Genomic DNA, 26,046 nt, shown 5'->3' on the forward strand with positions numbered 1-26,046 from the left:
GCCCGAGGACGAGCCGGTCCGCACGCTGGCCGGCGCCCAGCCCGCCGACATCGACCTGGACCGGCTCCGCGCCCTCGCCGCGCGAGGGATGTCCGACGGGGAGATCGGACAGGAGCTGCGCGTGTCCAGCCGGACGATCCTCCGGCGCCGCAAGGAGCACGGCATCCCGGCCGGCCTCGAGCCCGGCGTCCACGCGGCATGACCGGCTGGCTCGGCGGCGTCGCTGTCCGCCGCACGGAGAGGGGCCAGGTGCCCATCGCCGACTTCCTCTGCGTCGTGTGCGGCGAACACCGCCGGGCCACCGGCCGCCAGCTGGTCACGGACCTCATGCAGTCCGACCCGATCGGCTCCCACCAGTCCGTCTGCACCGGCGCCACCACCCCCCTGCCCACCACCAGCACGCACGGCCGAGAGAAGGACCGTTGAACACCGACGAGCAGCAGCCCACCGCCGCGTCCGGCAGCGTGCCGAACGCCTTCGGCAACGCGCTGTCCTGGCGCTGGACACGCGCCATGTCGACATACCTCCGGCGCTCCGGCCTGCCCCTCCTCCTCTGCCAGCTCCGCAACCTCGCCAACGCCTCCGGCGAGATCGCCTTCGCCGCCGACCGCCGCGCGATCCGTATCAGCGACATCGCCTCCGCCGCCTGCTGCAGCGTCAAGGACTGCCGCCGCTACCTCGAGGCCGCAATCCGCGCCGGCGTCGTCACCACCCGCGGCGAGCGGAAGAAGGGCACCACCGCCCGCTACGTCATCCTCGTCTCCCCCTTCCCCGACTGGGACGCCGCCGAGGAGTACCTGCGGTCCACCGCCCGCACCTCCGGCAAGAAGCCCGCCCCCTGGACCGACCCGAGAAAGGGTCACCGCGACCCCAACGAGAAGGGGTCACCGCGACCCCAACTCGACCCGGAAACCGCCCAGACCGAAGGGGTCACCGCGACCCCAACGAGTAAGGGTCACCGCGACCCCAACGGTTGGGGTCACCGCGACCCCAACATCCCAGGGTTCTTCCAAGAACTACCCCAAGAGATGGCTGAGGTTGGCGATCAACCACAGGTAGACGGGCCCTCCGCAGAACCTCCCGAGCCCGACCAGCACCACGAAGAGCACCACGCCTCGCTCCCGCCGGAGCCCTCCGGCATCAGCCGCTGCCCCTGCGGCATCCCCCTCCTCCGCCCCACCCCCGACGGCCTCTGCCACGGCTGCCGCAACCACCAAGCCACCGCATGACCATCCACGCCCTCCGCCGCCTCCTCGACGAGATCGACGCCCAGGGCGGCCCGGAAGCCGCCCGAGAAGACCGTCTCCGCCTCACCGAAGGGACCAGCCCCATGACCACCCAGACCGCCACCACACAGGCCTCCCCCGGCCAGCCGCAGACCCTCCCCGTCGGCCAGCTCCTCGCCTGGGGCGACCAGCACTCCGACCCCGAGGTCCAGGCCCAGGCCGCCCGCGCCCGCGCCGCCCTCGTCGGCCTCCGCCAGCGCCACGCCGCCGACCAGGAACTCACCGCCATCACCGCCGAGAAGGACCAGCTCGAGAAGCGCCTCGCCGAACTCCAGGCCCGGCAGGACGAGCTGCAGCCCACCCCGGCGAAGAAGCGCCGCACGCCGGTCGTCCGCGACTACGACACCCGCGAGGTCCGCGCCTGGGCCGCCGAGGCCGGCATCGACTGCCCCAAGGTCGGCCAGATCCCCCGCCGCGTCCTCGACGCCTGGCGCCAGCGCCCCGCCGCATGACCGGCGCCGCCTGGGCGGTCATCACCGGCATGACCGCCCTCGGCTGGGCCCTCCACCACCTCGCCCTCCACCACCTCACCCGCGACCCGCTCGACGACGAACACCGCCACCTCGTCGCCACCCACCGCCAGGAGCAGCCGTGACCGACACCGTGTACCGCGAGCGCGCCCACCTCGTAGCGCACCTTGCCGCCCTCTACCCCTCCCACATCGGCCGCACCGACACGGACGAGCCGGAGTGGAGCGTCGTCACCATCGAGACCCCTACCGGCCAGATGTGCTGGCACATCAGCGACGACGACCTGGACCTCTTCACCCACGTCCAGCCCACGAACCGGATCTGCCGGGCCTGGGACGGCCACACCACCGACGAGAAGTACGGGCGGCTGCGCACACTCACCGTGCAGACAAAGCCGGTGCCGCTGATCGACCCGCGCACCAGCGCGTACCTGCAGGCCGCCGAAGACGTCGACCGCGAGTACCCCGGGCCGATCCTCGGTTTCGTGGCCCGCGGCGTCGCGCAGTTCCTCCGCCGGCGCGCCATCGAGATCGAGCAGGGCAATCGATGACCGCCCCGTCCTCCACCCCGCGCGGCGAGCACACCCCGCGCCCCGGCGTTCTGTGGACGACGACCGTCGGGTGGGACGGCGAGCAGGTCGTCGAGGACGACGCCCCAGACCCCGCCCCGCCGAACCGCGCCACCAGAAGGGCAGCAGCCCGCGCCGCCCGCAAGAAGGGAACCCGATGACCCCCCGCCCGCCCTCCACCGACGACCAGCTCGACGCCCTCACCGCCGAGGTCCAGCATCTCCGGCAGCACCGGCGGCTCCTCACCGCCGCCATCACCCGCGCCCGCCTCGCCATCGCCGACCACCGCGCCGGCACCCTCACCAAGAGCCAGGCCTACGGCGCCATCGCCGACAGCATCGACCAGCTGCCCGCCGAGGTTCCGGCCGAGGACGTCCTGGAGCGCGTGCGGGCCGAACTCGACCGCATCGCTCGGCTCGACACCGTCACCGCCGACAACGGCCGCGCGGACTCCTTCGCCGTGGGCGCCCGCTGGACGCTCCGCATGATCCGCGAAGCCCTGGACCACGCCGAGGCCACGCCCGCCCCGGCAGCGGCCGGCCCCGGCCTCCGCGAGCGGTGGCGTGCCGCCTGGCGGGCCCTCACCCCCGAGCAGCAGGCCGCCCGCCTCGCCGAACTCGACGCCGACGACGACGAGCCCGAGCTGTGCGGCCGCACGACCAGTGTGGCTGGCGACGAGTACCCGCCCTGTGCCCGCCCTGCCGGGCACACCGAGGCGTACTGCCGCAGCGCCGACACGAAGGCGTATTTCCTCACCGAGCCCCTCGCCTGACCCACCGCCCGACCGCCGGGGCCGCCCCCTACGGCCCCGGCCCGCACCACCAGGAGCCCGTCATGACGTGTGAACTGTGCGACCGCGCGACCAGCGGCCACCTGTGCAGCCGGCACACCGAGCAGCTGGCCGCACGGCTGCGTGAACTCCCCGCGCTGTACCGCGAGGCAGGCGAGTGCCTGGTGCCCCGCCAGTCCGGCTGGGGCGACATCGTGGCGACCAAGGCCGCGGCCGGCCCCCGCTCCCCCGTCAACGAGGACGTCATCGACACGGTGAACTGGGCCCGCGCGACCGAGGTGATCCACCTGTGGCGGGCGGACGTCCGCCGCCTGCGCTGGCCCCACCGCGGCGCCACACCGCCCGCCGACCTGGACACCGACTGCCGCTGGCTCGCCCAGGAGCTGGACTGGATCGTCGCGCAGTACCCGGCATGCGGCGACCTCGCGCGGGAGGTGGCTGAGCTGAACAGCGCCGTCCGGTCGGTCGTTGGCGACCCGGAGCCGCGCCCGCAGCGCCTCGGCTTGTGCATCGCCCTGGTCGATGACGACGCGGTGTGCGGGGCCGTCATCTCCCGGCTGCCGGGCGAGACACAGCTGAGGTGCAAGTGGTGTGGGACGACCTACGGGCCGCAGGACTACATGACGCTGCAGCACTTCCAGCCGGCCGATGCAGCGTGACTATCACGGCCCCCCGTGATAGTGTTCTCGTCGTGAACGAAGAACCCTGGCGGGTTCGGTTCCAACGCGAGGACGAGCTGGTGGAACAGCTCCAGTCGCAACTGGCCGACGCGCTCCAGCGACGCGGCGAGGCACTCGCCGACGGCAAGGCAGAGCTCGGCAGCTCCTACCGAGTCGCCAAGGAAGTCGGCCGGAGCTACACCGCCATCAACGACGCGATCAAGAAGTACTCGACAACCGAATAGAGCGGGGCCGGACGACAGCTCCCGGGTGGTGGAACACCCGAGGCGCGCGCGCCGCCCGGCCCCTAACGCACCGACGCGCAGCAACGCGTCGGCACTTGCCCATCCAACGAGACAGGACCTCGTCATGGACCAGGAGCAGCGTAGCGCGCCCACGCGCGCCACCAGCAGCCCCACCCTCGCCGACCTGCACGCCCAGTGCCACGCCGACTACGGCACCCCCGAGCAGCGCGCCGCCCGCGCCACCGAGGCCGGCATCCAGACCGCCCTCGCCCGCGTCCACGGCAACGAGGCCGGGGGCACGCGATGAGGAAGCTCACCACGGGCCAGAAGGCCATGCTCGTCGCGGCCGCCGTTCCCATGGTCGCCGCCGGAGCGTTCGGCGGCTGGGGCACCTACACCAACGTGGTCAGCGAGTTCGGCCGCGCCGCCACCGCCGCGGGCGTCGTCGCGGCCGGTGAAGGCGTCGCCCTCATCCTCGCCCTCGTCATGGTCGGGCTCACCCTCCTCGGCCAGTCCGCGCCCCTTCCGGTCCGCGCCGGCCTCTGGACCGCTCCCATCGGCGCGGCCATCACCGGCATCGCTGTGGCCGACAGCACCACCGAGGCCATCGTCTACGCCATCACCCCGATGGCCATGACCGCCTCCGCCGAGGGCCTCGGCCTCCTCGCCCGCCGCGTCGTCATCTACCAGACCGGCGTCGACGCCGAAGCCCAGCGCCGCAACGCCGAGACCGTGCAGCGGCTCGCCTACCAGCAGGCCCGCGCCGCCAACCACCCCGGCAAGGTGGTCAGGAAGTGGGCCACCCGCCGGTCGTGGCGGCTCGTCGGCCGCGTCGGTGTCGGCGACCAGGAGCTCGGCGCCGAGCTGGTCGACCTCCAGCGGACCCGCCTCCGCCAGGGGGCGGACGCCGCCCTCGCCGGGATGCTCAGCCTCGGCCCGGCGGATGAGGCCCCTGCGGCGGCCGCCGCCTCGAGCACCCCGGCGCCCGCGCCGTACCGGTCCGCCACCGACGTCCTCCGCGAGAGCCTCGGCGAGATGGACCCGACGGATGCGATCCGCGTCGCCCACGATGCGCGCCCGGATATGCCCCCGGCCGAACTCGCCTCCCTCCTCGTCTCCTACGGCATCGTCGTGGACCCCGTCCAGGTCGCCCTCGTCCTCCACAAGCCCACCCCCGAGCACACCATCGAGAGGGCAGATGCGGCCGCGCATCCGCAGGTCAGCGAGCTGCCGCCCGTGAATCTCCAGGAGGCCGTCTGGGAGGCCGCATCCACGCTCGGCCCGGAGGCGAAGGCCAAGCAGATCGCCGCCCACCTCCGCGAGCAGCGCCGCCTCGTCGTGGACGAGCCCTACATCCGGGCCGCCCTCTCCCGCCAGAAGAAGACCGTCGCCGGGGCGCCCCAGGCACGGCCGATGGAGGGCGGATACGCATGAGCATCCAGCCCGACGCCGACGAGCTGCGCATCCGCAGCGCCCTCCACGCCGCCATAGACGGCACCCCCGTCGCCGCCGTCCCGCCGCTGCCCCCGGGCTACCAGCCCGCGGCCCCGGCACCCGCTCGGGACGACTGGTGGGACCGGCTCTACGCCGACGACGCCCAGGAGCCCGACACCGCGGCCGAGCCGGAGGCGGAGGACGAGCCGCAGCAGCGCGAACGCCGGTGGAAGACACCGGCCGCCCCGGCCGCCGTCGAGGATCCGCAGGCCGAGGAACCGGCCGCCGCCCCCGCGCGGCGGCCGGCCACCCGCCAGTCCCTCACCGACGCCTACGCCCGCATCCCCGCCCGCATCCGCTGGCTCGCCTACCACAGCAGCGCGGCCGCCGCCGGATGGCAGCTCGGATGGGTCCAGTGGTCCACCGACGCCACCGCCTGGATCACCGCCACCGGCTGGACCCACCCCCACTCCCTGGCCCTCTACGCCCTCGGCGGCGGAGCCGTCGCCCTCTACCGCCGCCTCTCCCGCTCGCTCGTCCTCGTCGCTTGGGCCGCGGCCATCCCCGTCTCCTCCGCCACCGCCGGCGTCCTGCTCTACGGCACCGGCGCCTGAAAGGACCATCGTGAACAGCATCTTCGGGAACTTGGGCATCGTCGGCCTGGCGCTCGTGCTCACCGCCCTCCTCGTCTTCGGCATCAAGGGCGGCGGCAAGGTCAAGCCCCTCGGCTGGTGGCCCTGCCTCATCGGCGGCATGCTCGCCGGCAGCGCCTACGCGGCCGCGGGCGGCATCTTCCGCATCGTCCCCGACCTCGTCGGTGCGGGCCTCGACGCCGCCAAGGGCATCTTCCCCGGCGTCACCATGGCCGCCATCGCCCTGCTCCTCGGCATCGTCATCGCCTTCAAGAAGCTGAACACCAAGCAGGTCGCCATCCTCGGCATCGTCTTCTGGTACGCCGCATCGGGCGCCGGAGGCATCTGGAGCATCGTCGCCACCACCATCTCCGGCCTCGGCAAGCAGGTCGCCTGATGCCCGCCACCGACCGGCTCCGCGCCGTGCTGGCCCTCACCGGGCCGCTCGGCGCGGGCAGCCGCGCCCTCACCGCCCGCCTCGTCACCCGCTACGGCTGGCGGCCCGTCCTCGGCGGGGGAGCCCTCACCGGATACGCCTGCCTCCGCTACGAGACCGCCCCGGCCTGGGTCGCCGCCGCCTGGTGCGCCGCCGCCCTCATGCACGCCCCCAAGACGACCGACGAGCCCTCCGAGAAGGACCCGGCGCCGGAGGACATCGAGGAGGCCGACGAGGACCAGGAGCCGGACGTCGCCACCCTTCTCCACGAGCTCGTCGGCGACGACCGCGGCGTCCTCCTCACCCGCGTCCAGCAGGCCCTCGCACTGCCCGACACCCGGGCCGTTCGAGACCTCCTCGACGAGGCCGGCATCCCCACCCGGAAGGGGGTGCGCACGGCCGCGGGCAACGGGCCCGGCGTGCACCGCGCCGACCTCCCCCCGCTCCCCCAGGCTGGCGACCACTCTCCTGTTGGCGTTGTTGCCGCAGGTCAGACCGCCAACACCAACGCCAACAACGGCCCGACCGTCGAGCAGGTGGGGAGCGGAGGAGTCATCGTCCGCGACCCGGCCGACACCCGCCGGCACCACACCATCACCTGACCACCGGAGACACCCGATGCCCTACGAGTACCGGTGCACCGCCTGCGACGCCCACGGCGACCGCCACGACACCAGGCAGGCCGCCGAGGACGACCGCGACCGCCACCGCCAGCTGGTCCACGGAGGCCTCGCCCCCGCCACTGGCGACCACGTCGCACCGGTCCACCACCCCACCCGGGGCGACGGGTGCCTGCCCTCCGGCAGCACGCTGGCCACCGCGGCCCTGCTCCTGGCGCTCCTCGCCGACTGCTGGGGCCGCTGACCCACCACAAGACCCCGGGGCGGGCCGCCAACCGCCAAGAAGCCGACCCGCCCCGGTCCCATCCCGATCACGAGACAGGAGCGCCATCATGGCACTCGGATTCCCCCGCCCGATCAAGCAGGACGATCCCCGGCTGAAGGGCCACGAGACCACCTACTCCGCGTCCCGCGGCGGCTGGGTCAAGAAGAAGCCGCAGCCCGTCCCCGGCACCCCGAAGAAGTAGCCGCAGCACCACCCGACACGCGCCCCGCCCGCATCCCTGCCGGCGGGGCGCCGTCGTTCAGGCGTCCGGCGCCGGGTGCCGCACGGCCTTCTTCACAGCCATCTCCAACTGGTGCCGGTCCGCGCCCGTCTCCGCGGCCACCTCGGTGACACGGGCCTGCACAGCCGCAGCAGTGTCGGCAGTCAGTTGGCCGGCCTGGATCTCCGCCCAGGCAGCGCGCTCCAGCTCAAGAAGATCATCGGGGATGTCCACGCCGGGATCCTACGTCGCAGCCGCACCCTTCTCGCGCAGGCGTTCGGCCATACCAGCCGAGGTCACCCGGTCAGCAGCACTGCCCTGAGATCATGGGGTCATGAGCGCCATCGTGGACGTCGAAGCCGCCGCCCGATCCGTCAACAAGTCGACATCCGCCCTCCGGATGTGGGCATCCAAGGGCTGGATCCACCGCCACGGATACGACCGCCGCGGACGTCTCCTCGTCGACGTCCAGGAGGTCACCGAGGTCGCCCAGCGCAAGGCCGCCGAAGACGCCGAACGAACCGCCGCATGGGCCACAGCAGTTGCTTGACCCACAGCCCGCTCACCTGCGATGATGCAAACCGGTCGTTCGGCATGCCCGAACGCACCCCAAAACGCACGACGAAGCCCCGCCGAACGGTCCCCCCGCGGCGGGGCTTCGCCGTGTCCAGCCACGCCACTACGATGCCCCCACGCAACAGCAGACCGTGGGGGGACCACATGGCTCAGCAGCCCAGCTACAGCGACATACAGAAGGCCGTCCGCGTCGAGAAGTTCAGGGTGTGGGCGGCCTGGTTCGCCGGCGGGTTCGTGATGCTCGGCATCACCAACGCCAGCAGCGACATCGCTTACCTCGGCGACATCATGCTCATCCTCTTCACCGTCGGCCTCGTGGCCTTCACCTTCGTCGCCTTCAAGATGACGAACGCGCTCAACCGGAAGGCCGAGGCCGCCCGACGCGAGGCCCTCGGCGACGACCTCATGTGACCCGGAGGAGGCGCCCGTGGCCGGCAACCCCCGCAACGGGCGCCCCTACCGCCGCCTCGCCGCCGACCTCCGGCGCCGCGGCGAACCCTGCTGGCTCTGCGGCCACGACATCGACCCCACCCTCGACCCACGCGACCCCTGGTCCTGGACCATGGACCACGTCCAGCCCGTGTCCCGGCGCCCGGATCTCCTCCTCGACCCGGCCAACGCCCGGCCCGCACACCGGCGCTGCAACAGCAGCAAGGGCGACCGGGTCACACCCCGCGCAGTCGGCCCCACTTCCAGGAGATGGTGACCATGAGCACCGAGCCCACCGTCACCCTGTTTAGCGACGGCCTGCTGTCCAAGTGGGGCTTCAACGACGGCGAACCACCGAACGGCTGGTACGACTACTGCGAGGCCAACGGCATCGACTACAACGCCGCTGACTTTCCCCTCGTGGAACTGGTCCGCCGCTACCTCGTCCCCGTGCTCGACCAGGACGTCAACGTCGTGGAGATCGAGACCAGCCACAATCCCATCCGCGTGGACACCGTCGATGGGGTCGACGTCACCGAAGCGTGGTTCGGACGCGCGCCTGCACCGACGCTCACCCCCGAGCACGTGGACGTCCCGATGAGTGAGGTGGCCAAGCTGATTCGGAGGTGACGCCGTGCTGTACGTCGTCACCGGCCCGCCGGCGGGCGGCAAGTCCAGCTGGGTCACAGCCCACGCTCGCGCGCACGACATCGTCATCGACCTCGACCGTCTCGCCCTCTCCCTCGCCGGGCCCGACGCGCCCAGCTGGGACCACCACCCCGTCCTGCTGAAGGTCGCGCACCGCGCGAGGTTCGCAGCCATCGACGAGGCCGTGAAGCACCGAGACCAGGTCGACGTGTACCTGATCCACACCCTGCCCGGCACCCGGGCCCTGGCCAGGTACCAGCGGTGGGACGCGCAGGTAGTGACCATCGACCCTGGACGCGACGTCGTCATGGAGCGCGTCAAGGCGATGCGCACGCCAGGCATGGTGGCCGTCGCGACGCGCTGGTACCGCGACCGCAGCAAGGTCGGCCTCCCGGCCGGCACCCGGCAGTCGTCCCGCTCCTGGTGACCGACCCGGCTCGGATGGGCGCTGACCTCGACTGATCACCCTCTCGATGATCGCCTTCCCTGCAGGGGGAGGGGGGCCTTGGGCCATCGTGAGATTGAAGAGCGGGCGACCCAAAAGCCCTTGGCGGTCGGTTTTGCGCGCGGCCCGATCGAGCCGCTATCCACCGCGAACGCAGCTCCAGCGAGATAGGCGAGACGCCCCACGTGCGCCCTATGTCCGTTTCGGTCGCATCGCTCAGGTGAGCCCGCTAATTCACTCGGGCCGAGCCCCGGGTGAATAGCGACCTAGATCATCCGTCTTGCCCGGGGGGAGTGATCGTGGGCTTCGTCGCAGGTCAGATCGCTGCAGAGATCGAAGGGATGGGCGTGGGCGACCGCGCGCCCGGCCTGGCCGAGCTCGCCGAGTCGCTGGCTCGCTCGGTCGACGAAGCGGTCGACAACCCCTCCGCGAAGGCGGCCGCGGCGCGCGAGCTTCGCGCGGTCATGAAGGACTTGCGGGCGCTGACCCCCGTCAAGGCTGAGGGAGGCAAGCTCGATGACCTTGCTGCCCAGCGTAAGAAGCGGCGCGGAGCTTGAGCCGCGCATCCCAGACGCTCGGGGTGCACAGCGCCCCCGCGTCGTCACGGTGCCGCCCTTCACCAGCTCAGCGGGCCAGGAGGCGGTGGAGCTCGCGGCGGTCGCCGGGCTGAAGCTGGACAACTGGCAGCAGTTCGTCTTGCACGTCGGCCTGGGCGAGCGCGAGGACGGTTCCTGGTCGGCGTTCGAGACATGTGTCAACGTGCCCCGACAGAACGGCAAGGGCGCGATCATCGAGGCCCGCGAGCTGTGGGGCCTGTTCCTCGGGGGCGAGCGGCTGATCCTCCACAGCGCTCACGAGTTCAAGACGTCGATCGAAGCATTCCGCCGGATCGAGGCGCTGATCCGGAACTGCGACGAGTTGAGTAAGCGGGTCGCGCGGGTGCGGCGGACGACCGGCGAGGAGGCCATTGAGCTACTGACTGGGCAGCGGCTTCGTTTCCTGGCCCGCAGCGGGGGCTCGGGCCGCGGCTTCACCGGCGACTGCAACATCCTCGACGAGGCGATGATCCTCGGCGATGACGCCATGGGCGCACTGATGCCGACCATGGCGGCCGTCGAGAACCCGCAGATTTGGTACCTGGGCAGCGCTGGTATCGGCGCGCCGTCGATGCAGCTGGGCAGGCTGCGTGCGCGCGCTCTTCGAGCGTTGGAGACCGGCGTGCCGGACCCGTCGCTGGCCTACCTGGAGTGGTCGATCAACCCGCACGTCCGGGAATGCCCGGTCGGCTGCACCGACCACGACGACGCGGCGGCGCCGGAGTCCGCGGCCCGCGCGAACCCGGCGTTGGGCTACCGGCTGTCGCTGGAGCACACGGACCGCGAGAGGCTCAGCATGGGCCCGGACATCTTCGCCCGGGAGCGCCTGGGCGTGGGCGAGTACCCGTCCCAGGACGGCGACTCGTGGCAGGTCATCGGCCGCGATGCCTGGGACGCCCTGCTGGACAGCGAGAGCCAGCCGGCGGAGCCTCTGGCCTTCGCCATCGACGTCACCCCGGAACGCAGCCACGCGAGCATCTGCGTGGCTGGCCGGACAGGCGATGTGGTCCACGTCGAGGTCATCGACAACCGGCCCGGCACCGACTGGGTGGTGGAGCGGGCCAAGGCGCTCCAGGAGCGGTGGAAGCCGCGCTGCTGGGTGGTGGACCCGCGCGGCCCGGCCGGGTCGCTCATCGAGGAGCTGGAGGAGGCCCTGGGCGTCGAGGTGCTCAGGCCCAAGGGGCAGGACGTCGCGCAGGCGTGCGGCCGCTTCTACGACGCGGTCATCTCCCAGCGGATCGTGCACATCGGGCAGGCGCCGCTGGCGACCGCCCTCGCGGGGGCCAGGAAGCGCGACCTCGGCGACGCGTGGGCGTGGGCTCGCCGCGGGGTCGGCGTCGACATCAGCCCGCTGGTGGGCGTGACGTCGGCGATGTGGGGGCTGACCGCCGAGATCGACGAGAGCGAGGAGGTGGAGCCGTGGGTCGCATTCGACTGACCCGTGTTGCCCGGGCCCGTGCGGGCGTGCTCGCTGGCGGGGCGAGTGCTGCGACGGGCGCCGGCCTCGGCCTCGGCCTGGCGGTCGGCCTGGTGGTCGGCGGTGTGCTGCTGGCGGCCTACTGCCTACTGCTGATGGACGTGGGTCCGGCTGATGGGGGTGGCCCGTGACGAGCCTGTGGCAGGCCCGTAGGCGCCGTCCGGAAACGCGCGCGATCAGCACGATCGACGACTACGCGCTCGCGATTCAGGAGTCCCTGGGCTACGGCGGGCTCGCGGCGCTGGGCATCACGCAGACCCAGCCCGGCCAGGCCACCGAGAAGGCTCCCGGGGACCTTCCTGGGTACGCGCAGCTGTTCGCGACCAACCCGGTTATCTGGGCGTGCATGGTCGCCCGGCAGATGGTGTTCTCCGCGCCGCGGTTCATCTGGCAGCGCCTCAACGACGGCACCCCGAGTGCGATGTTCGGGAGCTCCGAGCTGCGGCTCCTGGAGGAGCCGTGGACCGGCGCGACGACGCAGGATCTGCTGTCCCGGGTGATCCAGGACGCCGACCTGGCGGGCAACTCCTACTGGACGCGGTTCGGGGATGAGCTGGTGCGGCTGCGGCCGGACTGCATGCAGATCGTGCTGGAGCCGCGCGAACACCGAGGCGGGAAGCTGGGCTGGCGCAAGCTCGGCTACCTGTACCAGGAGCCGGGCGAGGAGCCTGTGCCGCTGCTGACGGACGAGGTGACGCACTTCGCGCCGGTGCCGGACCCGCTCGCCACCTACCGCGGCATGTCGTGGCTGACGCCTGTGATCCGGGAGACGCAGAACGACGGGCTGATGGCCCGCCACAAGAAGGCATTCCTGGAGAACGCGGCCACCCCGAACATCGTGGTCCGCCTGGACCGCGAGGTCAGCCCCGAGGCGTTCGGCAAGTTCAAGGACAAGATGGAGGCCGGCCACCGCGGCGTCGACAACGCCTACAAGACGCTCTACCTGGGCGGCGGCGCCGACGTCACGGTCGTCGGCAAGGACTTCCAGCAGATGGACTTCGCGAAGGTCCAGGGCGCCGGGGAGACGCGGATCGCGGCCGCCGGTGGCGTGCCCCCGATCATCGTCGGCCTGTCCGAAGGGCTGCAGGCCGCGACGTACTCCAACTACGGGCAGGCCCGCCGGCGGTTCGCGGACGGGACCATCCACCCGCTGTGGCAGAACGCGGCTGGCTCCTTCGGCCGCCTGGTCCGCCCGCCCGGCGTCAACGCCTCAGGTGCCGTCAGGCTCTGGTACGACGCCCGCGACGTGCCGTTCCTGCGCGAGGACGCCCGGGACGCCGCCGAGATCCAGGGACTGCAGTCGCGGACGATCCGCACGCTGCTGGATGCCGGATACACGCCGGAGTCGGCGACGGCCGCCGTCCTGGCCTCTGACTGGTCCCTGCTGCAGCACACCGGCCTGTTCTCCGTCCAGCTCCAGAAGCCTGGCCAGGCCGGGCCCACCACGAGTCCCGCACCTACCGAGGAGGAGGGTTCCTGATGCCTGCTCTGACCGCCGTGGCGCGGGACCTGGAGAGGTCCGCGCCCTTCCGACTCGCCCGAGCCGAAGGCGCCGCCGAGGAGGGCGACGGCCGCACCCTGTCCGGGTACGCGGCTACCTTCGGCGATCCGACCGAGATCAACTCGTGGGAGGGCAACTTCTTCGAGACGATCCGCAAGGGCGCCTTCCGGAAGACGATCCGCGAGACCCAGCCGGTCATGCAGTTCGACCACGGTCGGCACCCGCTCATCGGCTCCATCCCGATCGGGGCGATCACGACCCTGCGGGAGGACGACCAGGGACTCTTCATCGAGGGCCGGATCAGCGACAACTGGCTGATGCAGCCGGTCCGCGACGCGATCGCCGAGGGCTCCGTGACCGGCATGTCGTTCCGGTTCGAAGTCGTCCGCGAGGAGTGGCGCGACGCCCAGGGCAAGCGCCTCAAGCCCGAAGAGGTGCCGGACCTGTTGTGGATGCCGGGTGACCGCGGGCCGCTGCAGCGGGAGCTCATCGAGGTCCGCATGCGCGAGCTCGGGCCTGTCGTCTTCCCCGCCTACGAGAGCACCTCCGTATCGGTGCGGGCCCGGGACGTCGCCGACGGCCTAGTCCATGACGAGGAGACCACGCACCGCCTGCGCGCCTCTCTCGCCCGCGACGCCGCACAGCTGGCGCCGCAAGTACCCGATGACCCCGCCCTGCTGCGTGAGGTCGCCACCGCGCTGCTGTACCAGCAGCCCACCCAGACTCGCGAGGCCGCGCCGCTCCAGCCGGAGCACCCGGACCCCGCCCGCTCCACCACCGGCGCGCCGGCCGACGACGGCCACCCGCCGACCCCCAGCACCACCGACGCGCCGCCCACCGACGGGCACCCGTCGCTCTCTTCCCGCACAGTCCGCATGCGCTCTCAGCTGGCCGAGATCGGCGAGCTGATGGACGGCGTACTGGCGTCCATCGACACGAAGGAGAACGGCTGATGCCCAAGCTTCAGCTCTCGCACCAGCAGTCGGTCATCCGCCTGCAGGACATCCGCGCCCAGCTCGAAGAGCTGGAGAAGCGGGACAACCTGACCGAGGAGGACGAGCGCACCTTCGACGAGCTCACCCGCGAGTTCGCCGAGGTCGACGACCACCGCCGCCAGCTGGAGCGCCGTTCCACGCTGGAGCGGGTCCGCGCGTCCACCCAGTCCGCCGACCGGGCTCCCGCCGCGACGCAGATCCGCACCGAGCGCGGCGTCGCCTACGGCTCCGACGGCTACGACGTCGACCCCATCCTGAACCCCGACTCGGTCGAGGACCGGCGCTTCCGCAACCCGTGGGACCTGTCCGAGATGCGGACCTTCGGCAAGTCGAAGGCCGAGCTGGGGCAGGAGCTGCGGGCCCGCGCCCTGTCCGCCATCGAGAAGATGTCGGCGGCGAACGACAAGGTCCGGTCGGCGGCCACGCACATCGTCGAGCGCTGGGACGACGGCGACTCCCGCATCTCCCGCCTGGTCCTCGCGGCGTCCTCCCCGGAGTACCTGCGCGCCTGGTCGAAGGTCGCGTCCGGCCGTGGCCACATGATCTCGGCCGAGGAGCAGCGCGCCCTGGAGCGGGCGATGTCCCTCACCGACACGGCGGGCGGCTACCTGGTCCCGTTCCAGCTCGACCCCACCGTGATCATCACGGCGAACGGGTCGAACAACCAGATCCGCCAGGCCGCGCGGACCGTCGTCGCCACCGGCGACTCGTGGAACGGCGTCTCGGCCGGCGCGGTCGCCTGGAGCTGGGACGCCGAGGCCACCGAGGTCTCCGACGACGCCCCGTCCTTCGGGCAGCCGACCATCCCCGTCTACAAGGCGGCCGGCTTCGTTCCCATCTCCATCGAGGCGATGGAGGACGAGGCCAACGTCACCCAGGAGGTGGCGCGACTCCTGGCGTTCGGCCGGGACGTCCTGGAGTCCTCGGCGTTCGTCAACGGCACCGGCGTGGGCCAGCCCACCGGCATCGTGACCGCGCTGGCCGGCACCGGCAGCGTCATCCCGCCGAAGACCGCCGAGACCTTCGCGGCCGCCGACGTCTACGCCCTCGACGGGGCGCTGCCCGCCCGCTACCGCGGCAACGCGTCGTGGCTGGCGAACCGGGCGATCTACAACTCGATCCGCCAGTTCGACAGCAGCGGCGGCGCGAACATGTGGGAGCGCATCGGCGCGGACGTTCCCCCGCAGCTCCTGGGCCGCCCGGCCCTGGAGTCCGAGGACATGGACGCTGCCTACAACCCGGCCGTCACCGAGGCGAACAACCTCATGGTCTACGGCGACTTCTCCAACTACGTCATCGCCGACCGGGTCGGCATGACGGTCGAGTTCATCCCGCACCTGGTGGGCGCCAACCGCCGGCCGACCGGCCAGCGCGGCTGGTACGCCTACTACCGGGTCGGCGCCGACAGCGTGAACGACGGCGCCTTCCGCATGCTCAACGTCGCCACCGCCACCTGATCCACGCCCCCGCACGCCAGCCCGGCCGGACCCTTCCGGCCGGGCTGGCTCGCTCTTGAGGAGGAGTAGCTCCATGACGGAGAAGAACGAGCCGAACGGCTCCAAGACCACCGACAGCGACACGGACCAGGTGGAGACGCGCGAGCTGGCCGTCGACGCCGACGAGCCGGGCATCGACCCGCGGCTGGACAACCGGACCGGCGACCAGCGGCCGAAGCTGGAGACGTTCCCGGCGAAGCCGCAGCAGGTCGACGGGCCGGAGCTCGGCGAGGAGAAGACCTTCGCGAGGCGCGCCCGCCGCTCCTCGGCCGGGAAGCGCAAGGGTGCCAAGTCGCCGGGCCCGCACGGCCTCGGTGACACCGCCGACAAGGTCTGAGGAGGAAGCCTGTGGCAATCAAGCGAGCCACCCAGCCCTTCACCGCCTACCTCGACGGGGTGCCGCGCGTCGTCCGCACCGGGGACCTGGTGCAGGACGACGACCCGGTCCTGAAGGGTCGAGAGCGACTGTTCGAGGACGTCGACGCGCACGTCGCGCAGCGGGCGCCCCGGACGGTGGAGCAGGCGACCGCAGACCCGGGAGAGCCGCGGTCTCTGACCTCGCCACGGCAGCCGGGACGGAAGGCCGCCCAGAGGAAGCCCCCGGCGGCGGGGTGACGGCATGGCACTGCTGACGCTGGACGACGCGAAGGCCCAGCTCAACATCACCGGCACCGGTGAGGACGAAGAGCTGCAGGCATACGTCGACGCGGTCGGCCCCGTGATCGAGCGGCTGATCGGCCCGTGGGAGCCCCGCCAGGTGTCCGAGGTCGTGGACGGCGGCCAGGCCCTCGCGCTGCGGGTGACACCGGTCATCTCGGTGACGTCGGTGGTGCCGTTCCCGGGGGGCCAAGCCGCCGATGTCGGCGGCCTGGCCCTCGACGAGCAGGCGGGGCTGGTGGTCCGCGCGGACGGTGGGCGGCTGCCCGGCCGGTGGCGGGTGACCTACACGGCCGGCCGCGCCGAGCCGGTACCGGCCACGGTCAACCTCGCGGCCCGGATCCTGGTCCAGCACCTGTGGCGCACCCAGCGCGCGGCCCGCGGGCCGGTGTTCGGGGGCGGTGACGACTACTCGGTGTCGGCGGCAGTGCCGGGCCTGGGTTACGCCGTACCGAACCGGGTGCTGGAACTCCTGGAGCAGTGGCGGCTCCCCCCGGCGGTGGCGTGATGCCCCTCGTAACCACAACGACTCGGGAGGTCCGTATGCCGCTCGTCGCCGAGGCCATCGACGCGCTGGTGGCGCTGGGCCAGGGGGACCCGGCGCTGGCTGACGTGCTGGTGCTGGACGGCCCGCTGGTATCGGACAGCAACGCCCGGGAGTTGCTGATCGTCGGCTACGACGGCGACCCCAACGGGGACTTCGAGGCGGCGTCGACGACCGGTGAGTTCGCGGACCTTGGCACGGGCCGCGAGGAGGTTTTCCAGGTCACGGTCGCGGCGCTGGTCTCGAACGGTGCCAGCGACGTCCGTGCGGCCCGGGTGCGGGCCTACGAGATCGGCGGGCGCGTCACCGCGTGGCTGCGGGCAGATCCCAGCATCGGCCTCGGCTTGGGCCGGGTGCTGACCGCCATCGAATCGACTCGGCTGCGGCAGGAACAGACCGTGCAGGGCGTGCAGGCAGTGCTGCTCATGTCGGTCGTCGGCCGCGGCATGACGTGAGAGGAGGCCGCCGGTGGCGGTCCGTATGAGGCATGAGGGCGTGGAGGGGGAGATCGAGGTCGCGGAGACCGCGGTCCGCACTCACGAGCGCTCGGGCTGGGTGGTCGTGGGTGACCGGCCGGCCGAGGACACGACGACTGAGATGACGACCGAGGTGGCCCCTCGGCGCAAGGCCCCGAGGGAGAACTGATATGGCGACTCCGCTGCAGGCGTCGGTGCGCTACTACCGGCGCGCGATCACCAAGGTGCTGTGGGTGCCGACGATCGCGAACAAGAACGCGCCCACCCGGGCCGAGCTGGACGCGGGCACCGAGCTGTCCGTCGAGGTCGGCGCGATGGCCGGGTGGCAGACCACCTCCGAGACTGTCCCGACGCCGGCGCTTGGCTCCCGCTTCACCCCGGTGGTGGGCGGCGCCATCACGGCCGCCGACTCCAGCCTGACGTTCTGGGCGTCGAAGGACGGCGACGACATCCGCCAGGTCCTGGTGCGCGAGGCCACCGGCTTCGTCGTCTGGATGGACGAGGGCGACGTCCCGGCCCAGACGATGGACGTCTTCCCCGTCACCGTCACCAGCCAGGCCAAGGTGCGTGAGCTGGACGCGGCGGCACAGATCATGATCCAGGTCGCCATCACGTCCGAGCCCGCGGAGAACGTGGTCATCCCGGCTGCGGCGACTCCCTGATGCCGGGCTCGGTGCAGATCCTGGGCACCGGCCAGCTGCTGGAGCTGCGGAACCGCCTGCGTCGTGCGGGTGGTCCGCGGCTCCGGCAGAACTTCACTCGCCGGGTCCGGCGCGCGGCCGAGCCGCTGCACCGCGACCTGCAGCAGGCGATCCGGTCCCAGCCGCTCGTCAGCGAGGGCCGCAAGGCGGGCAAGCGCGGCGGCCCGTCGCCGACCACCAGGCCGCTGCGAGCCGCCATCGCAGCGGGCATCCGGATCAGCGTCCGGCAGGGCTCCAGCCCCGGCGCCCGCGTCTGGGTGGACCGCAGCCGCCTTCCGGACGACATCCGCAACATGCCGTGGACCATCAACTCCGGCCGCGTCCGGCACCCCGTCTTCGGCAACAGGCGCAGGTGGGCGACCCAGTGGGCGCGGCCCGCCGGCTGGTGGGACAAGACCGTCCAGGCCGGCATGCCGCGCATGCAGGCAGAGGTACGGCGGATCGTCAACGACGTCCGCCGTGACATCGAGTAACTGAGCAGAGGGGGGACCCCATGATCGTTGGTTACCGTCACGACGACGGCACCGTGGAAGAGGTGTCCGCGGGCGATCTGTCCGCGCTGGAGGCGCAGGCCGTCGAGGAGGCGACCGGCTCCGCCTGGCAGGAGATCGAACAGAAGCTGCGGGAGAAGGACCCGACGGCGATGCGAGCGATCATCTGGGCCGGGCGGCGGCGCGAGGACCAGGCGCTGGACTTCGAGACGTTCGACCTGCCGCAGGCCGGCCGCCGTCTGCGGGTCGGCTTCGAGCGGTACGAAATCGACGAACTGCTGACCGCCACGTTGGAGAACAGCCTCGCCAAGAACGAGGACCAGAGCCTGGAGCTGGCGCAGCAGTACCTGCGCAACAGCGCCTACCACCGGGCCGACGTGGACGCCGCGCTCGAAGCGCTGGGAAAAGGCCACCTGGCGCGCCGGCCCCCGGAATCCGCCAGCTGATCCATGAGTGGGAGCCGCTGCTGATGCACTACCTGCACCTGCAGCCCTCCGAGATCGACCGCCTGTCGGTCGACCGCCTCCAGCGCCTGGTGGCGTGGGTCCAGCGACACGACCGCACTGCACGGGGAGGGTGACACCCGGTGGCAACCACGCTCGACTTCATCCTCCGGGGCCGGGACGAACTGTCCCGTGTCCTCAACTCGGCGGGCGACAACGCGGACCAGATGCGCGAGCGCCTGGTCCGCTACGCCGACCAGTCGACGCTGGCTCTGGCCAACATGTCGCGGGACGCACAGGGCAACCTGCGCGATCTGCAGGGCAACCTGGTGTCGACCGCGGACGCGGCGGCGCGTCTCGACGGCATCCTGCGGAGCAGCAGCACCGGATGGCAGATGGCCGGAGAGCGCGCCCGTATCTTCGGCAGCGAGCTGCGGTCGGGTCTGCTGCACCTGGTGCCCGCCGCGATCCCGCTGCTGGCCGGGCTCGGCGGGACCGCCGCGACCGTGGCCGCCCAGCTCGGCGGCATGGGTGCCGCGTCGGCGGCCTACGCGCTCGCGCTGGGCCCGCAGGTCGCCGCGATCGGCGAGGTGGCCGACGCCCAGCAGAAGTACAAGGAAGCGGTCAAGCTGTCGGGGGCCGCCTCTGCGGAGGCCATAAAGGCCCAGCAGACGTACCGCGCCCAGCTGGCGGCGCTGCCTCAGGCCACGCAGGAAGCCGCCGTTGCGGTCGGTCTGCTGAAGGACCGCTACCAGGAATGGTCCGACAGCCTGTCGGGCGACGTGATGGCCCCCTTCACCAAGGGTGTCGCCGTCGCCAACGCGATGCTGCCGACGACCACCGAACTGGTGCGCGGTGCCAGCTCGCAGTTCGACCGGCTGGTGACGCTCCTCGGCGGCGCCATCAGCACGCCCGGCTTCGACCGGGTGATGAAGCAGCTGACAGAGTTCTCCGAGCGGCAGCTGCGGGAAGCGGTCGACGGACTCACCGAGTTCCTCGCCAAGGCGGAAGCAGGGGAGCTCGACGATTCGGGCCTGACCCGGTGGATGGACCTGGCCCAGCAGGTCGGGCCCGAGGTGTGGGACACGCTGGGCAACATCGGCGAGGCCCTGCTGCACGTCGCCGAGGCTGGGGCCCAGGTCGGCGTCGGCGCCCTGGAAGTCGTCAACGTCCTCACCGACATCGTCAGCGCCGTCCCGCCGGAAGCCATCGGCACCTTCCTCCAGCTGGCCCTGGCCATCAAGGGTGTCCAGTTGGCGGCGGCCGGCGGAGCCGCCGCGCGTGCCGGTCTGGTGGCGCTCACCGGGCAGATCGTCGCGATGCGCACGGCGGCCGCAGGCACCCCCGGGGTGATGGCCGGCATCGGCACCGCGATCAGTGGCCTGTCTCGCACCGCGAAATTGGCGATGGCGGGCACCGGCATCGGTCTGCTGCTGATCGGTCTGGATGCCCTCAGCAGCTCCAGCGAGAACGCCGCCCCGGATGTCGACAAATTGCAGCAGTCTCTCGTCGAGCTGGGCCGTGGCGGCCGGGTCGCTGGCGAGGCGTCGAAGGCATGGGGCAAGGACCTCGACGGTCTCGCGCTCAGCTTTCAGCGGGTCATCGACCCGGAGGGCCTGGACCAGTTCCAGCAGTCCGTCGTCAGCTTCTTCGGCACGGACTCGACCCCGGTCAAGCAGTCGAAGGAAGACATCGAGGCGCTGGACCAGGCCCTCTCCGGTCTGGTGTCCAGCGGGAAGGGCGACCTGGCTGCGGCCAGCCTCGAGCGCATCACCGAGAGCCTGAAGGCTCAGGGTCTGGACAGCGACGCGGTCACCAAGCAGCTGGACGACTACCAGGCCGCGCTGGCCGGGCAGCGCATCGAGCAGGAGCTGGCGGCCGAGGCCATGGGCCTGTTCGGCGCGCAGGCGATGGAGGTGCAGCAGGAGCTCCGCGCGCAGCAGTCTGCGGCGGACGGTCTGCGGCAGTCCATCCAGGCGCTCAACGACGTGAACAGGCAAGCCCTCGAGGGACAGATCGGCTTCGAAGCTGCGATCGATGCAGCCACCGATGCCGCGGCGGAGCACGCGGGAGTTCTGGACTGGCGCAACGGCAAGCTGGTCACGGACACCGAGACCCAGAGGGCGGCGGCCACGGCCCTCTCCGACCTTGCCGCGAAGACGAACGAGGCGACGGTGGCGGCGGTCGCGTCCGGCGCGTCGTGGAACGAGGTGAACTCGACCTTCGAGCGTGGCCGTCAGCAGCTCGTCGCGAATGCCGTCCAGATGGGCCTCACCCGAGACGAGGCGCGCGCGCTGGCTGATCAGATCCTGAACATCCCCGACCGGACGACCCGTCTGGAGGGTGATGTATCCGATCTGGAGGCGAAGGTCGCCGAGGCGAAGCAGGACCTCAAGTCCGTTCCCCCGGAGAAGCGGTCTCAGGTCAAGGCGGACATCGCGCACCTGGAGTACATGCTCGACCGGGCCCGCCGGGACTTGGCCGCGCTCAAGGACCGCACGGTCATCGTGACCACGCACTACCGGATCACAGGCAACACGGCCCGCCGGGAGGGCGTCCCCGGGGCCCAGCTCGCCAACGCGTGGGGCGGCATCTGGGACTACTACGCCGATGGCGGGATCCGCGACCCCCGGGACATACCCAACGGCCACCAGGCGGAAATCGCGCCCGCCGGGTCGTACCGGGTGTGGGGGGAAGTCGAGACCGAGGGCGAGGGCTTCGTGCCTTTCAGGCGCAACGCGCGCCCCCGCTCGCGGGCGATCACCGAGGAGATCGTGCGTCGCCTTGGCGGCGACCCGAGCGGCATCGACTGGTTCGCCGACGGCGGGCTCAACTTCACGTACAGCAACACGGGCGACGACCTGAACAGGTACTCGCTGTCCGGGCTCGTCAACGCCAGCAACGACAAAAAGGGGAACTTCAGCCTCGCCATCTTCACGCGGAACCTGGCAGCGTCGAACAACGCGCTCTCCGCGTGGCGGTCGAACCTGTCGACCGTGGCACGCCGCGCCGGCCAGGACGTCGCGGACGCGCTCGCGGAGATGGGTGAGAAGGGTGTCTCGCTCACCAAGAAGATGGCCACCGGTTCCAACAAGTACATCGCCGACATGGCGAAGGAACTGCGGAACCTGGCCGCCGCCTCACGGGCCAGCTTGGGCGAGTACACGTCCCAGCTCAACGCGACCGTCAAGGACCAGAAGGCCTTTCAGCGGAACCTCGCACAACTCGCAGCCAGCGGGTACGGCGCCCTCGCCACGCAGTTGGCGGGCCAGGGTGGAGAGGACGCCGCGGCCCTCGCCGCAGCGGCGGTGAAGAGCAGCTCGGCGGCGAAGAAGGCCAACGACGCGGTCAAGTCCGGCAACACGCTGCTGTCCCAGGATCAGCTCCTGGCGGTCACCACCATGCTCGGTGTGATCTCTGGGAAGAAGGGCGCGACTCCGTCCGACGTGATCGCGGCCGGGGTGGACTGGGCGACGCTGGTCCGGATTGCTCCGCAGTACGCGAAGCAGATCAAGGCCATCCCCGGGTCCGCGGCGTTCGTGAAGGCGATGAACGAGCAGGGCGTCCGCATGGCACGCGGCGGCATCCTCACCGGGCCAACGCACGTCCTCGGCGGCGAGGCCGGCGTGCCCGAGTCGTGGATCCCGTGGACGCACACCGACCGCTCCTTCGCCCTGCTGCGGAAAACGGCGGCGGCTCTCGGGCACGCGGCCGTCCCCATCGGCCAGGCCGCAGCTGTCGCCAGCACCAGCCGGGCCGCTGAGGCTGCTTCGCCAGTGACCTACATAGTCCAGCCCCGCAAGTCCGTCATCGACGTGGCTGACCTGCGGCTGCTCCAGCGGCAGGAAGAGGCGCGGCAACGTGTAAGGAGGCCCAGGTAAATGCCCCTGATCACAAGCCCGGTCGTCTCTCCGGAGACCCCGACCCCCGAGGTGCCGCCGCCCGTACAGGTCCCGGAGATCGGCTACGCAGCCATCACCTACGTGGACCCAACCGGGCGGCGGTGGCCGATGACGGACATCAGCCGGGATGTCTTCGCCCTGGCCGATGGAGTGTCCGGGCTGGGGGCGACGCCCTACAAGCTGACGACGGACACCCAGCCCCGTGGCGGGTCCAGGATCCGGCACGTCCACGCCGAGTCGCGCGCCATCATCTGGCCCGTGTTGGTGAAGGGCTCCGATCACAGCGACTTCGTGGAGCGGTGGCGCGAGATGGGGCTGGCCTTTACCCGCACCCTGCGGGAAGGGCCCGGCCGGCTCGAGGTGGCCCGGCCGGACGGGTCGATGCGGTGGATCGACGTGGTCTACAGCGAGGGCTGGGAGGGCAGAGGGCAGGCCGCGACCGGCATCACCTGGGACTCAGCCGTGGTGACCCTGCTGTGTGAGGACCCGTACTGGATCGCTGCGGAAGCGCTGTCCGTGCACCGTGAGAGCGGCACCCCGGAGGACTACCAGGTGCCGTTCCCCACGGTGTCGTCCAGTCAGGTGCTGGGCGCGACGACCGTGACCAACCCGGGCGACATCCAGGTGTGGCCCACCTGGGTCGTCTCCGGGCCGGCCACGGCCATCACAATGACGCACGAGGCGACTGGGGAGTCCTTCACCCTCACCATGTCCGCAACCCCGCACGGCCCGCTTCTTGCCGGGCAGACCGTCACGGTCAGCACCGACCCGCCGGCCGTCACCTCGGGCACGGGAGAGAACCTCTTCGGCGGTCTGGATTGGCCCACGGCAGAGCTGTGGGGGCTGGCACCGGGGGACAACGCGGTGACGTTCCAGCTGGACGGCTCCGGCCCCGGCTCGGCGGTCGATCTCACCTACTACCCACGGTTCGAGACCGCATGAGCCTGCCTACGTTCCTCGTGACGGACCGCAACCTCCAGGCGCTTGGCGCACTGCACGGCTGGACCGAGACAGAGGTGACGCTGAACTTCAACGCGCCGGCGTCTGGCAGCCTCACAATCCCGGCACGGCCGGAGGTGATGGCGCTCCTCCAGCCCGGACACCGGGTGGTGATGATCCGCGACAAGCAGGTGTGGTCCGCCGGCCCGCTCGAGGTCCCCGTCGACTACGACTGGTCTGCGGACCAGAACCCGGGCGACGGCACCGTCACCGTGCACTGGAGCGACGACCTGGCGGTCGTCGCCGGGCGCATCACCTGGCCTGTTCCCGGCTCGGGGTGGACCTCCCAGCTCGGCTTCACCTGGCGGCAGATCAACGCCACGAACGCGGAGACCATCATCCGCACCCTCGTGAACGAGAATGCCGGGCCGGGAGCCCTCACCGTTCGGCGTGTGCCCGGCCTGGTCCTCGGATCCGTCGCCGGGGTCGGTACAAGCACCACGGTCCGTACCCGCTTCGAAGCACTGCTGGACGTCTGCCGCAACGTCGCAGCCGCAGGCGGAGGCCTCGGCTTCCGCACCCGCCAGGTGGGCGCGCAGATCCTCTTCGAGGTCTACCAGCCCGCCGACCTGACCGACACCGCCCGCTTCTCCAAAGGGCTGGGCAACCTGCGGTCACTGTCCCTCCAGACAGGAGCACCCCGGGCGACGCACGCCCTCGTCGCTGGGACGGAGACCGAGGGCTCCACCTCCCGGACCTTCGTGGAACGGGCCGACACCGCGGCGGCGGCCACCTGGTGGCGGGTGGAGCAGTACCTGGACGGCGGCGCCCCGAACAACCTGCAAGGCGAGTTGGCGGCAGCGGGAGACGCCGAGCTGGCGGAGACGGCTGAGCAGGTGGAGTTGTCGACCACCACCGTCGACACTCCCACGCTGCGCGCCGGCGTCGACTACGGCCTGGGCGACCGGGTCACTGTGGCTCTGCCTCACGGCATTGAGGTCGCGGACGTCGTCCGGGCCATTCACCTGACCGCGACCCCGGAGACGGGCGAGCTGGTCACTGCCGTTATCGGCGCCCAGGGCGCGACGAGCGACCCGCAGACCGTGCGCGTTCTGCGCGACCTGACCCGCCGCCTCGGGCGGCTCGAGACGAGGAGGTGAGTCGTGGCAGAGGCATCCTGGCCCAGCCCGGCCTACAACGACCGGTCGGTGACCGACGCCGAATACGAGGCACTGTCCGCCCGGTTCAGCGACGACGGGATCTACGGCAGCCCGTCGGACGCTGCGGTCGTCACCGCAGCGGCCGGCCTCAACGTCCAGATCGCGGCAGGCGCGCAGGCGTCGGTCCGCGGGCACTACTGGACCGCGGGCAGCACGCCGTTCACCCTGCCGGTCACCTCCAACAGCAGTGGCCAGACCCGCTACGACATGGTCGTCCTCCGCCTGGATCGGTCCACCTGGCAGGTGACTGCCGCAGTGCGGCAGGGGACGCCCGGGTCCTCCGCACCGGCGCTGGTCCGCGACACGGGCGGGACCGGGCTGTGGGAAGTACCTCTCGCCCAGGTGACCGTGCCGAACGGGGCGATCGCGGTAACCGTCCAGCGGCGGGAGATGTACGTCGGCGCCCGCATCCGACCCGCGACATCGTCCGCGCTGCCGCTCTTCCCGCATCGCGGCGAGCAGGCGTTCGAGACGGACACGGGCCGCCTGCGGATGTGGACGGGGAGCGCCTGGGCGACGGTGTGGGCGCCGACCCAGTCCGTCACCGTGGACGCGACCGTGTCCGGCTGGGCCACCAGCGTCTCGTCCATCCTGGACATCGCGACGGGCACAGCGCACCTTCGCCTCGGCACGTGGGAGCGGACCGGCGGCACCGTCTCGGGGGCCACCGATACGCGCCTGCCGGTCCTCATCCCGTCCCAGTACCGGGACCCGACGCGCAGCCAGTACGCGGTCGCCTACATCACCGGGGCAAAGGTCGGGCGACTCACCATCTACGCCGCCAACTCCGATCGCGCGGGCCAGGTCTGGCTGACACAGCACCCCGACATCAGCACGGACGACTTCGTACTGCCCGGCACGGGCATTTCATGGGCGGTGGTCTGA

Annotated in this window: 41 protein-coding genes; 40 read left to right on the forward strand and 1 reads right to left on the reverse strand. The window is 71.6% G+C overall.

Annotated features, from left to right (window positions below):
* The 17 genes from HW445_RS01120 to HW445_RS33100 form a co-directional block, all read left to right on the forward strand.
* Positions 1 to 202: hypothetical protein (locus HW445_RS01120; RefSeq protein ID WP_180219134.1), on the forward strand; the 202-nt coding region annotated here is incomplete at its 5' end.
* Between the two features lie 47 nt (positions 203 to 249).
* The gene (locus HW445_RS01125; RefSeq protein WP_257230756.1) at positions 250 to 426 is read left to right on the forward strand and encodes a hypothetical protein; all 177 of its coding nucleotides are present in this window, start codon (positions 250 to 252) and stop codon (positions 424 to 426) included.
* Entirely contained in the window at positions 423 to 1,229 is an 807-nt protein-coding gene (locus HW445_RS01130) for a hypothetical protein (RefSeq protein WP_180219136.1), read from the forward strand. The genes HW445_RS01125 and HW445_RS01130 overlap by 4 nt, the downstream gene beginning before the upstream one ends.
* The gene (locus HW445_RS01135) at positions 1,226 to 1,738 is read left to right on the forward strand and encodes an Lsr2 family protein (RefSeq protein WP_180219137.1); all 513 of its coding nucleotides are present in this window, start codon (positions 1,226 to 1,228) and stop codon (positions 1,736 to 1,738) included. The genes HW445_RS01130 and HW445_RS01135 overlap by 4 nt, the downstream gene beginning before the upstream one ends.
* Positions 1,735 to 1,881 carry a hypothetical protein gene (locus HW445_RS01140; protein ID WP_180219138.1) on the forward strand — a complete coding sequence of 49 codons (147 nt, stop codon included), beginning with the start codon at positions 1,735 to 1,737 and terminating at the stop codon, positions 1,879 to 1,881. Before HW445_RS01135 ends, HW445_RS01140 begins: the two co-directional genes overlap by 4 nt.
* Entirely contained in the window at positions 1,878 to 2,306 is a 429-nt protein-coding gene (locus HW445_RS01145) for a hypothetical protein (protein ID WP_180219139.1), read from the forward strand. Before HW445_RS01140 ends, HW445_RS01145 begins: the two co-directional genes overlap by 4 nt.
* Entirely contained in the window at positions 2,303 to 2,485 is a 183-nt protein-coding gene (locus HW445_RS01150; RefSeq protein ID WP_180219140.1) for a hypothetical protein, read from the forward strand. The genes HW445_RS01145 and HW445_RS01150 overlap by 4 nt, the downstream gene beginning before the upstream one ends.
* On the forward strand, positions 2,482 to 3,096 hold the full coding sequence (locus HW445_RS01155) for a hypothetical protein (protein ID WP_180219141.1): 615 nt from the start codon (positions 2,482 to 2,484) through the stop codon (positions 3,094 to 3,096). The genes HW445_RS01150 and HW445_RS01155 overlap by 4 nt, the downstream gene beginning before the upstream one ends.
* Positions 3,097 to 3,158: 62 nt before the next feature.
* On the forward strand, positions 3,159 to 3,773 hold the full coding sequence (locus tag HW445_RS01160) for a hypothetical protein (protein ID WP_180219142.1): 615 nt from the start codon (positions 3,159 to 3,161) through the stop codon (positions 3,771 to 3,773).
* A gap of 32 nt (positions 3,774 to 3,805) precedes the next feature.
* Positions 3,806 to 4,018: a hypothetical protein gene (locus tag HW445_RS01165; protein ID WP_180219143.1), complete on the forward strand. Its 213-nt coding sequence runs from the start codon at positions 3,806 to 3,808 to the stop codon at positions 4,016 to 4,018.
* Positions 4,019 to 4,142: 124 nt separating this feature from the next.
* Positions 4,143 to 4,325, forward strand: a complete 183-nt coding sequence (locus tag HW445_RS01170) for a hypothetical protein (protein ID WP_180219144.1) — start codon at positions 4,143 to 4,145, stop codon at positions 4,323 to 4,325.
* Positions 4,322 to 5,452, forward strand: a complete 1,131-nt coding sequence (locus HW445_RS01175; RefSeq protein ID WP_180219145.1) for a hypothetical protein — start codon at positions 4,322 to 4,324, stop codon at positions 5,450 to 5,452. The genes HW445_RS01170 and HW445_RS01175 overlap by 4 nt, the downstream gene beginning before the upstream one ends.
* Positions 5,449 to 6,066 carry a hypothetical protein gene (locus HW445_RS01180; protein WP_180219146.1) on the forward strand — a complete coding sequence of 206 codons (618 nt, stop codon included), beginning with the start codon at positions 5,449 to 5,451 and terminating at the stop codon, positions 6,064 to 6,066. Before HW445_RS01175 ends, HW445_RS01180 begins: the two co-directional genes overlap by 4 nt.
* A gap of 10 nt (positions 6,067 to 6,076) precedes the next feature.
* Complete coding sequence (locus tag HW445_RS01185) at positions 6,077 to 6,481, forward strand: hypothetical protein (RefSeq protein WP_180219147.1); 405 nt, start codon at positions 6,077 to 6,079, stop codon at positions 6,479 to 6,481.
* The gene (locus HW445_RS01190) at positions 6,481 to 7,122 is read left to right on the forward strand and encodes a hypothetical protein (RefSeq protein WP_180219148.1); all 642 of its coding nucleotides are present in this window, start codon (positions 6,481 to 6,483) and stop codon (positions 7,120 to 7,122) included. Before HW445_RS01185 ends, HW445_RS01190 begins: the two co-directional genes overlap by 1 nt.
* A 16-nt stretch (positions 7,123 to 7,138) precedes the next feature.
* Positions 7,139 to 7,384: a hypothetical protein gene (locus tag HW445_RS01195; RefSeq protein WP_180219149.1), complete on the forward strand. Its 246-nt coding sequence runs from the start codon at positions 7,139 to 7,141 to the stop codon at positions 7,382 to 7,384.
* 88 nt (positions 7,385 to 7,472) lie between these two features.
* Positions 7,473 to 7,607, forward strand: coding sequence for a hypothetical protein (locus HW445_RS33100; protein WP_257230757.1), 135 nt, complete (start codon positions 7,473 to 7,475; stop codon positions 7,605 to 7,607).
* 57 nt (positions 7,608 to 7,664) lie between these two features.
* Here HW445_RS33100 and HW445_RS01200 read toward each other — a convergent pair whose 3' ends face one another.
* Entirely contained in the window at positions 7,665 to 7,859 is a 195-nt protein-coding gene (locus HW445_RS01200; RefSeq protein ID WP_180219150.1) for a hypothetical protein, read from the reverse strand.
* Positions 7,860 to 7,959: 100 nt separating this feature from the next.
* Between HW445_RS01200 and HW445_RS01205 the strand changes: the two genes are divergently transcribed.
* The 23 genes from HW445_RS01205 (at position 7,960) to HW445_RS01315 (ending at position 26,046) form a co-directional block, all read left to right on the forward strand.
* Positions 7,960 to 8,175, forward strand: a complete 216-nt coding sequence (locus HW445_RS01205) for a hypothetical protein (protein ID WP_180219151.1) — start codon at positions 7,960 to 7,962, stop codon at positions 8,173 to 8,175.
* 170 nt (positions 8,176 to 8,345) lie between these two features.
* Entirely contained in the window at positions 8,346 to 8,612 is a 267-nt protein-coding gene (locus tag HW445_RS01210) for a hypothetical protein (protein WP_180219152.1), read from the forward strand.
* Between the two features lie 16 nt (positions 8,613 to 8,628).
* Entirely contained in the window at positions 8,629 to 8,907 is a 279-nt protein-coding gene (locus HW445_RS01215; protein WP_180219153.1) for an HNH endonuclease, read from the forward strand.
* Positions 8,908 to 8,909: 2 nt separating this feature from the next.
* Positions 8,910 to 9,260, forward strand: coding sequence for a hypothetical protein (locus HW445_RS01220; protein WP_180219154.1), 351 nt, complete (start codon positions 8,910 to 8,912; stop codon positions 9,258 to 9,260).
* Positions 9,261 to 9,264: 4 nt separating this feature from the next.
* Positions 9,265 to 9,705: a hypothetical protein gene (locus HW445_RS01225; RefSeq protein ID WP_180219155.1), complete on the forward strand. Its 441-nt coding sequence runs from the start codon at positions 9,265 to 9,267 to the stop codon at positions 9,703 to 9,705.
* Positions 9,706 to 10,022: 317 nt separating this feature from the next.
* Complete coding sequence (locus HW445_RS01230; protein ID WP_308798071.1) at positions 10,023 to 10,280, forward strand: hypothetical protein; 258 nt, start codon at positions 10,023 to 10,025, stop codon at positions 10,278 to 10,280.
* Positions 10,281 to 10,365: 85 nt separating this feature from the next.
* On the forward strand, positions 10,366 to 11,757 hold the full coding sequence (locus HW445_RS01235) for a terminase (RefSeq protein ID WP_308798073.1): 1,392 nt from the start codon (positions 10,366 to 10,368) through the stop codon (positions 11,755 to 11,757).
* Positions 11,739 to 11,927, forward strand: a complete 189-nt coding sequence (locus HW445_RS01240; protein ID WP_180219156.1) for a hypothetical protein — start codon at positions 11,739 to 11,741, stop codon at positions 11,925 to 11,927. Before HW445_RS01235 ends, HW445_RS01240 begins: the two co-directional genes overlap by 19 nt.
* Positions 11,924 to 13,276 carry a phage portal protein gene (locus HW445_RS01245; protein ID WP_180219157.1) on the forward strand — a complete coding sequence of 451 codons (1,353 nt, stop codon included), beginning with the start codon at positions 11,924 to 11,926 and terminating at the stop codon, positions 13,274 to 13,276. Before HW445_RS01240 ends, HW445_RS01245 begins: the two co-directional genes overlap by 4 nt.
* Complete coding sequence (locus HW445_RS01250; protein ID WP_257230758.1) at positions 13,276 to 14,250, forward strand: HK97 family phage prohead protease; 975 nt, start codon at positions 13,276 to 13,278, stop codon at positions 14,248 to 14,250. The genes HW445_RS01245 and HW445_RS01250 overlap by 1 nt, the downstream gene beginning before the upstream one ends.
* Positions 14,250 to 15,749, forward strand: a complete 1,500-nt coding sequence (locus tag HW445_RS01255; RefSeq protein ID WP_180219158.1) for a phage major capsid protein — start codon at positions 14,250 to 14,252, stop codon at positions 15,747 to 15,749. Before HW445_RS01250 ends, HW445_RS01255 begins: the two co-directional genes overlap by 1 nt.
* A gap of 73 nt (positions 15,750 to 15,822) precedes the next feature.
* On the forward strand, positions 15,823 to 16,125 hold the full coding sequence (locus HW445_RS01260; RefSeq protein WP_180219159.1) for a hypothetical protein: 303 nt from the start codon (positions 15,823 to 15,825) through the stop codon (positions 16,123 to 16,125).
* Positions 16,126 to 16,136: 11 nt separating this feature from the next.
* Positions 16,137 to 16,403 carry a hypothetical protein gene (locus HW445_RS01265; protein WP_180219160.1) on the forward strand — a complete coding sequence of 89 codons (267 nt, stop codon included), beginning with the start codon at positions 16,137 to 16,139 and terminating at the stop codon, positions 16,401 to 16,403.
* A 4-nt stretch (positions 16,404 to 16,407) separates the two neighbouring features.
* Positions 16,408 to 16,953 (forward strand): phage gp6-like head-tail connector protein, encoded by a 546-nt coding sequence (locus HW445_RS01270; RefSeq protein ID WP_180219161.1) that lies wholly within the window; start codon positions 16,408 to 16,410, stop codon positions 16,951 to 16,953.
* Between the two features lie 35 nt (positions 16,954 to 16,988).
* Complete coding sequence (locus HW445_RS01275; protein WP_180219162.1) at positions 16,989 to 17,444, forward strand: hypothetical protein; 456 nt, start codon at positions 16,989 to 16,991, stop codon at positions 17,442 to 17,444.
* 13 nt (positions 17,445 to 17,457) lie between these two features.
* Positions 17,458 to 17,634, forward strand: a complete 177-nt coding sequence (locus HW445_RS01280; RefSeq protein WP_180219163.1) for a hypothetical protein — start codon at positions 17,458 to 17,460, stop codon at positions 17,632 to 17,634.
* A gap of 1 nt (position 17,635) precedes the next feature.
* Entirely contained in the window at positions 17,636 to 18,127 is a 492-nt protein-coding gene (locus HW445_RS01285) for a hypothetical protein (protein WP_180219164.1), read from the forward strand.
* Positions 18,127 to 18,639, forward strand: a complete 513-nt coding sequence (locus HW445_RS01290) for a hypothetical protein (RefSeq protein ID WP_180219165.1) — start codon at positions 18,127 to 18,129, stop codon at positions 18,637 to 18,639. The genes HW445_RS01285 and HW445_RS01290 overlap by 1 nt, the downstream gene beginning before the upstream one ends.
* Before the next feature lie 20 nt (positions 18,640 to 18,659).
* Positions 18,660 to 19,103 carry a hypothetical protein gene (locus tag HW445_RS01295; RefSeq protein ID WP_180219166.1) on the forward strand — a complete coding sequence of 148 codons (444 nt, stop codon included), beginning with the start codon at positions 18,660 to 18,662 and terminating at the stop codon, positions 19,101 to 19,103.
* 140 nt (positions 19,104 to 19,243) lie between these two features.
* On the forward strand, positions 19,244 to 22,981 hold the full coding sequence (locus HW445_RS01300; RefSeq protein ID WP_180219167.1) for a hypothetical protein: 3,738 nt from the start codon (positions 19,244 to 19,246) through the stop codon (positions 22,979 to 22,981).
* Positions 22,982 to 23,944, forward strand: a complete 963-nt coding sequence (locus HW445_RS01305) for a phage tail domain-containing protein (protein ID WP_180219168.1) — start codon at positions 22,982 to 22,984, stop codon at positions 23,942 to 23,944. It abuts the gene before it with no gap.
* Positions 23,941 to 25,101, forward strand: coding sequence for a siphovirus ReqiPepy6 Gp37-like family protein (locus HW445_RS01310; RefSeq protein ID WP_180219169.1), 1,161 nt, complete (start codon positions 23,941 to 23,943; stop codon positions 25,099 to 25,101). Before HW445_RS01305 ends, HW445_RS01310 begins: the two co-directional genes overlap by 4 nt.
* A 3-nt stretch (positions 25,102 to 25,104) precedes the next feature.
* Positions 25,105 to 26,046, forward strand: coding sequence for a hypothetical protein (locus HW445_RS01315; protein ID WP_180219170.1), 942 nt, complete (start codon positions 25,105 to 25,107; stop codon positions 26,044 to 26,046).

Source organism: Streptomyces sp. UH6 (assembly GCF_013421635.1).
Lineage (GTDB): Bacteria > Actinomycetota > Actinomycetes > Streptomycetales > Streptomycetaceae > Streptomyces > Streptomyces abyssomicinicus.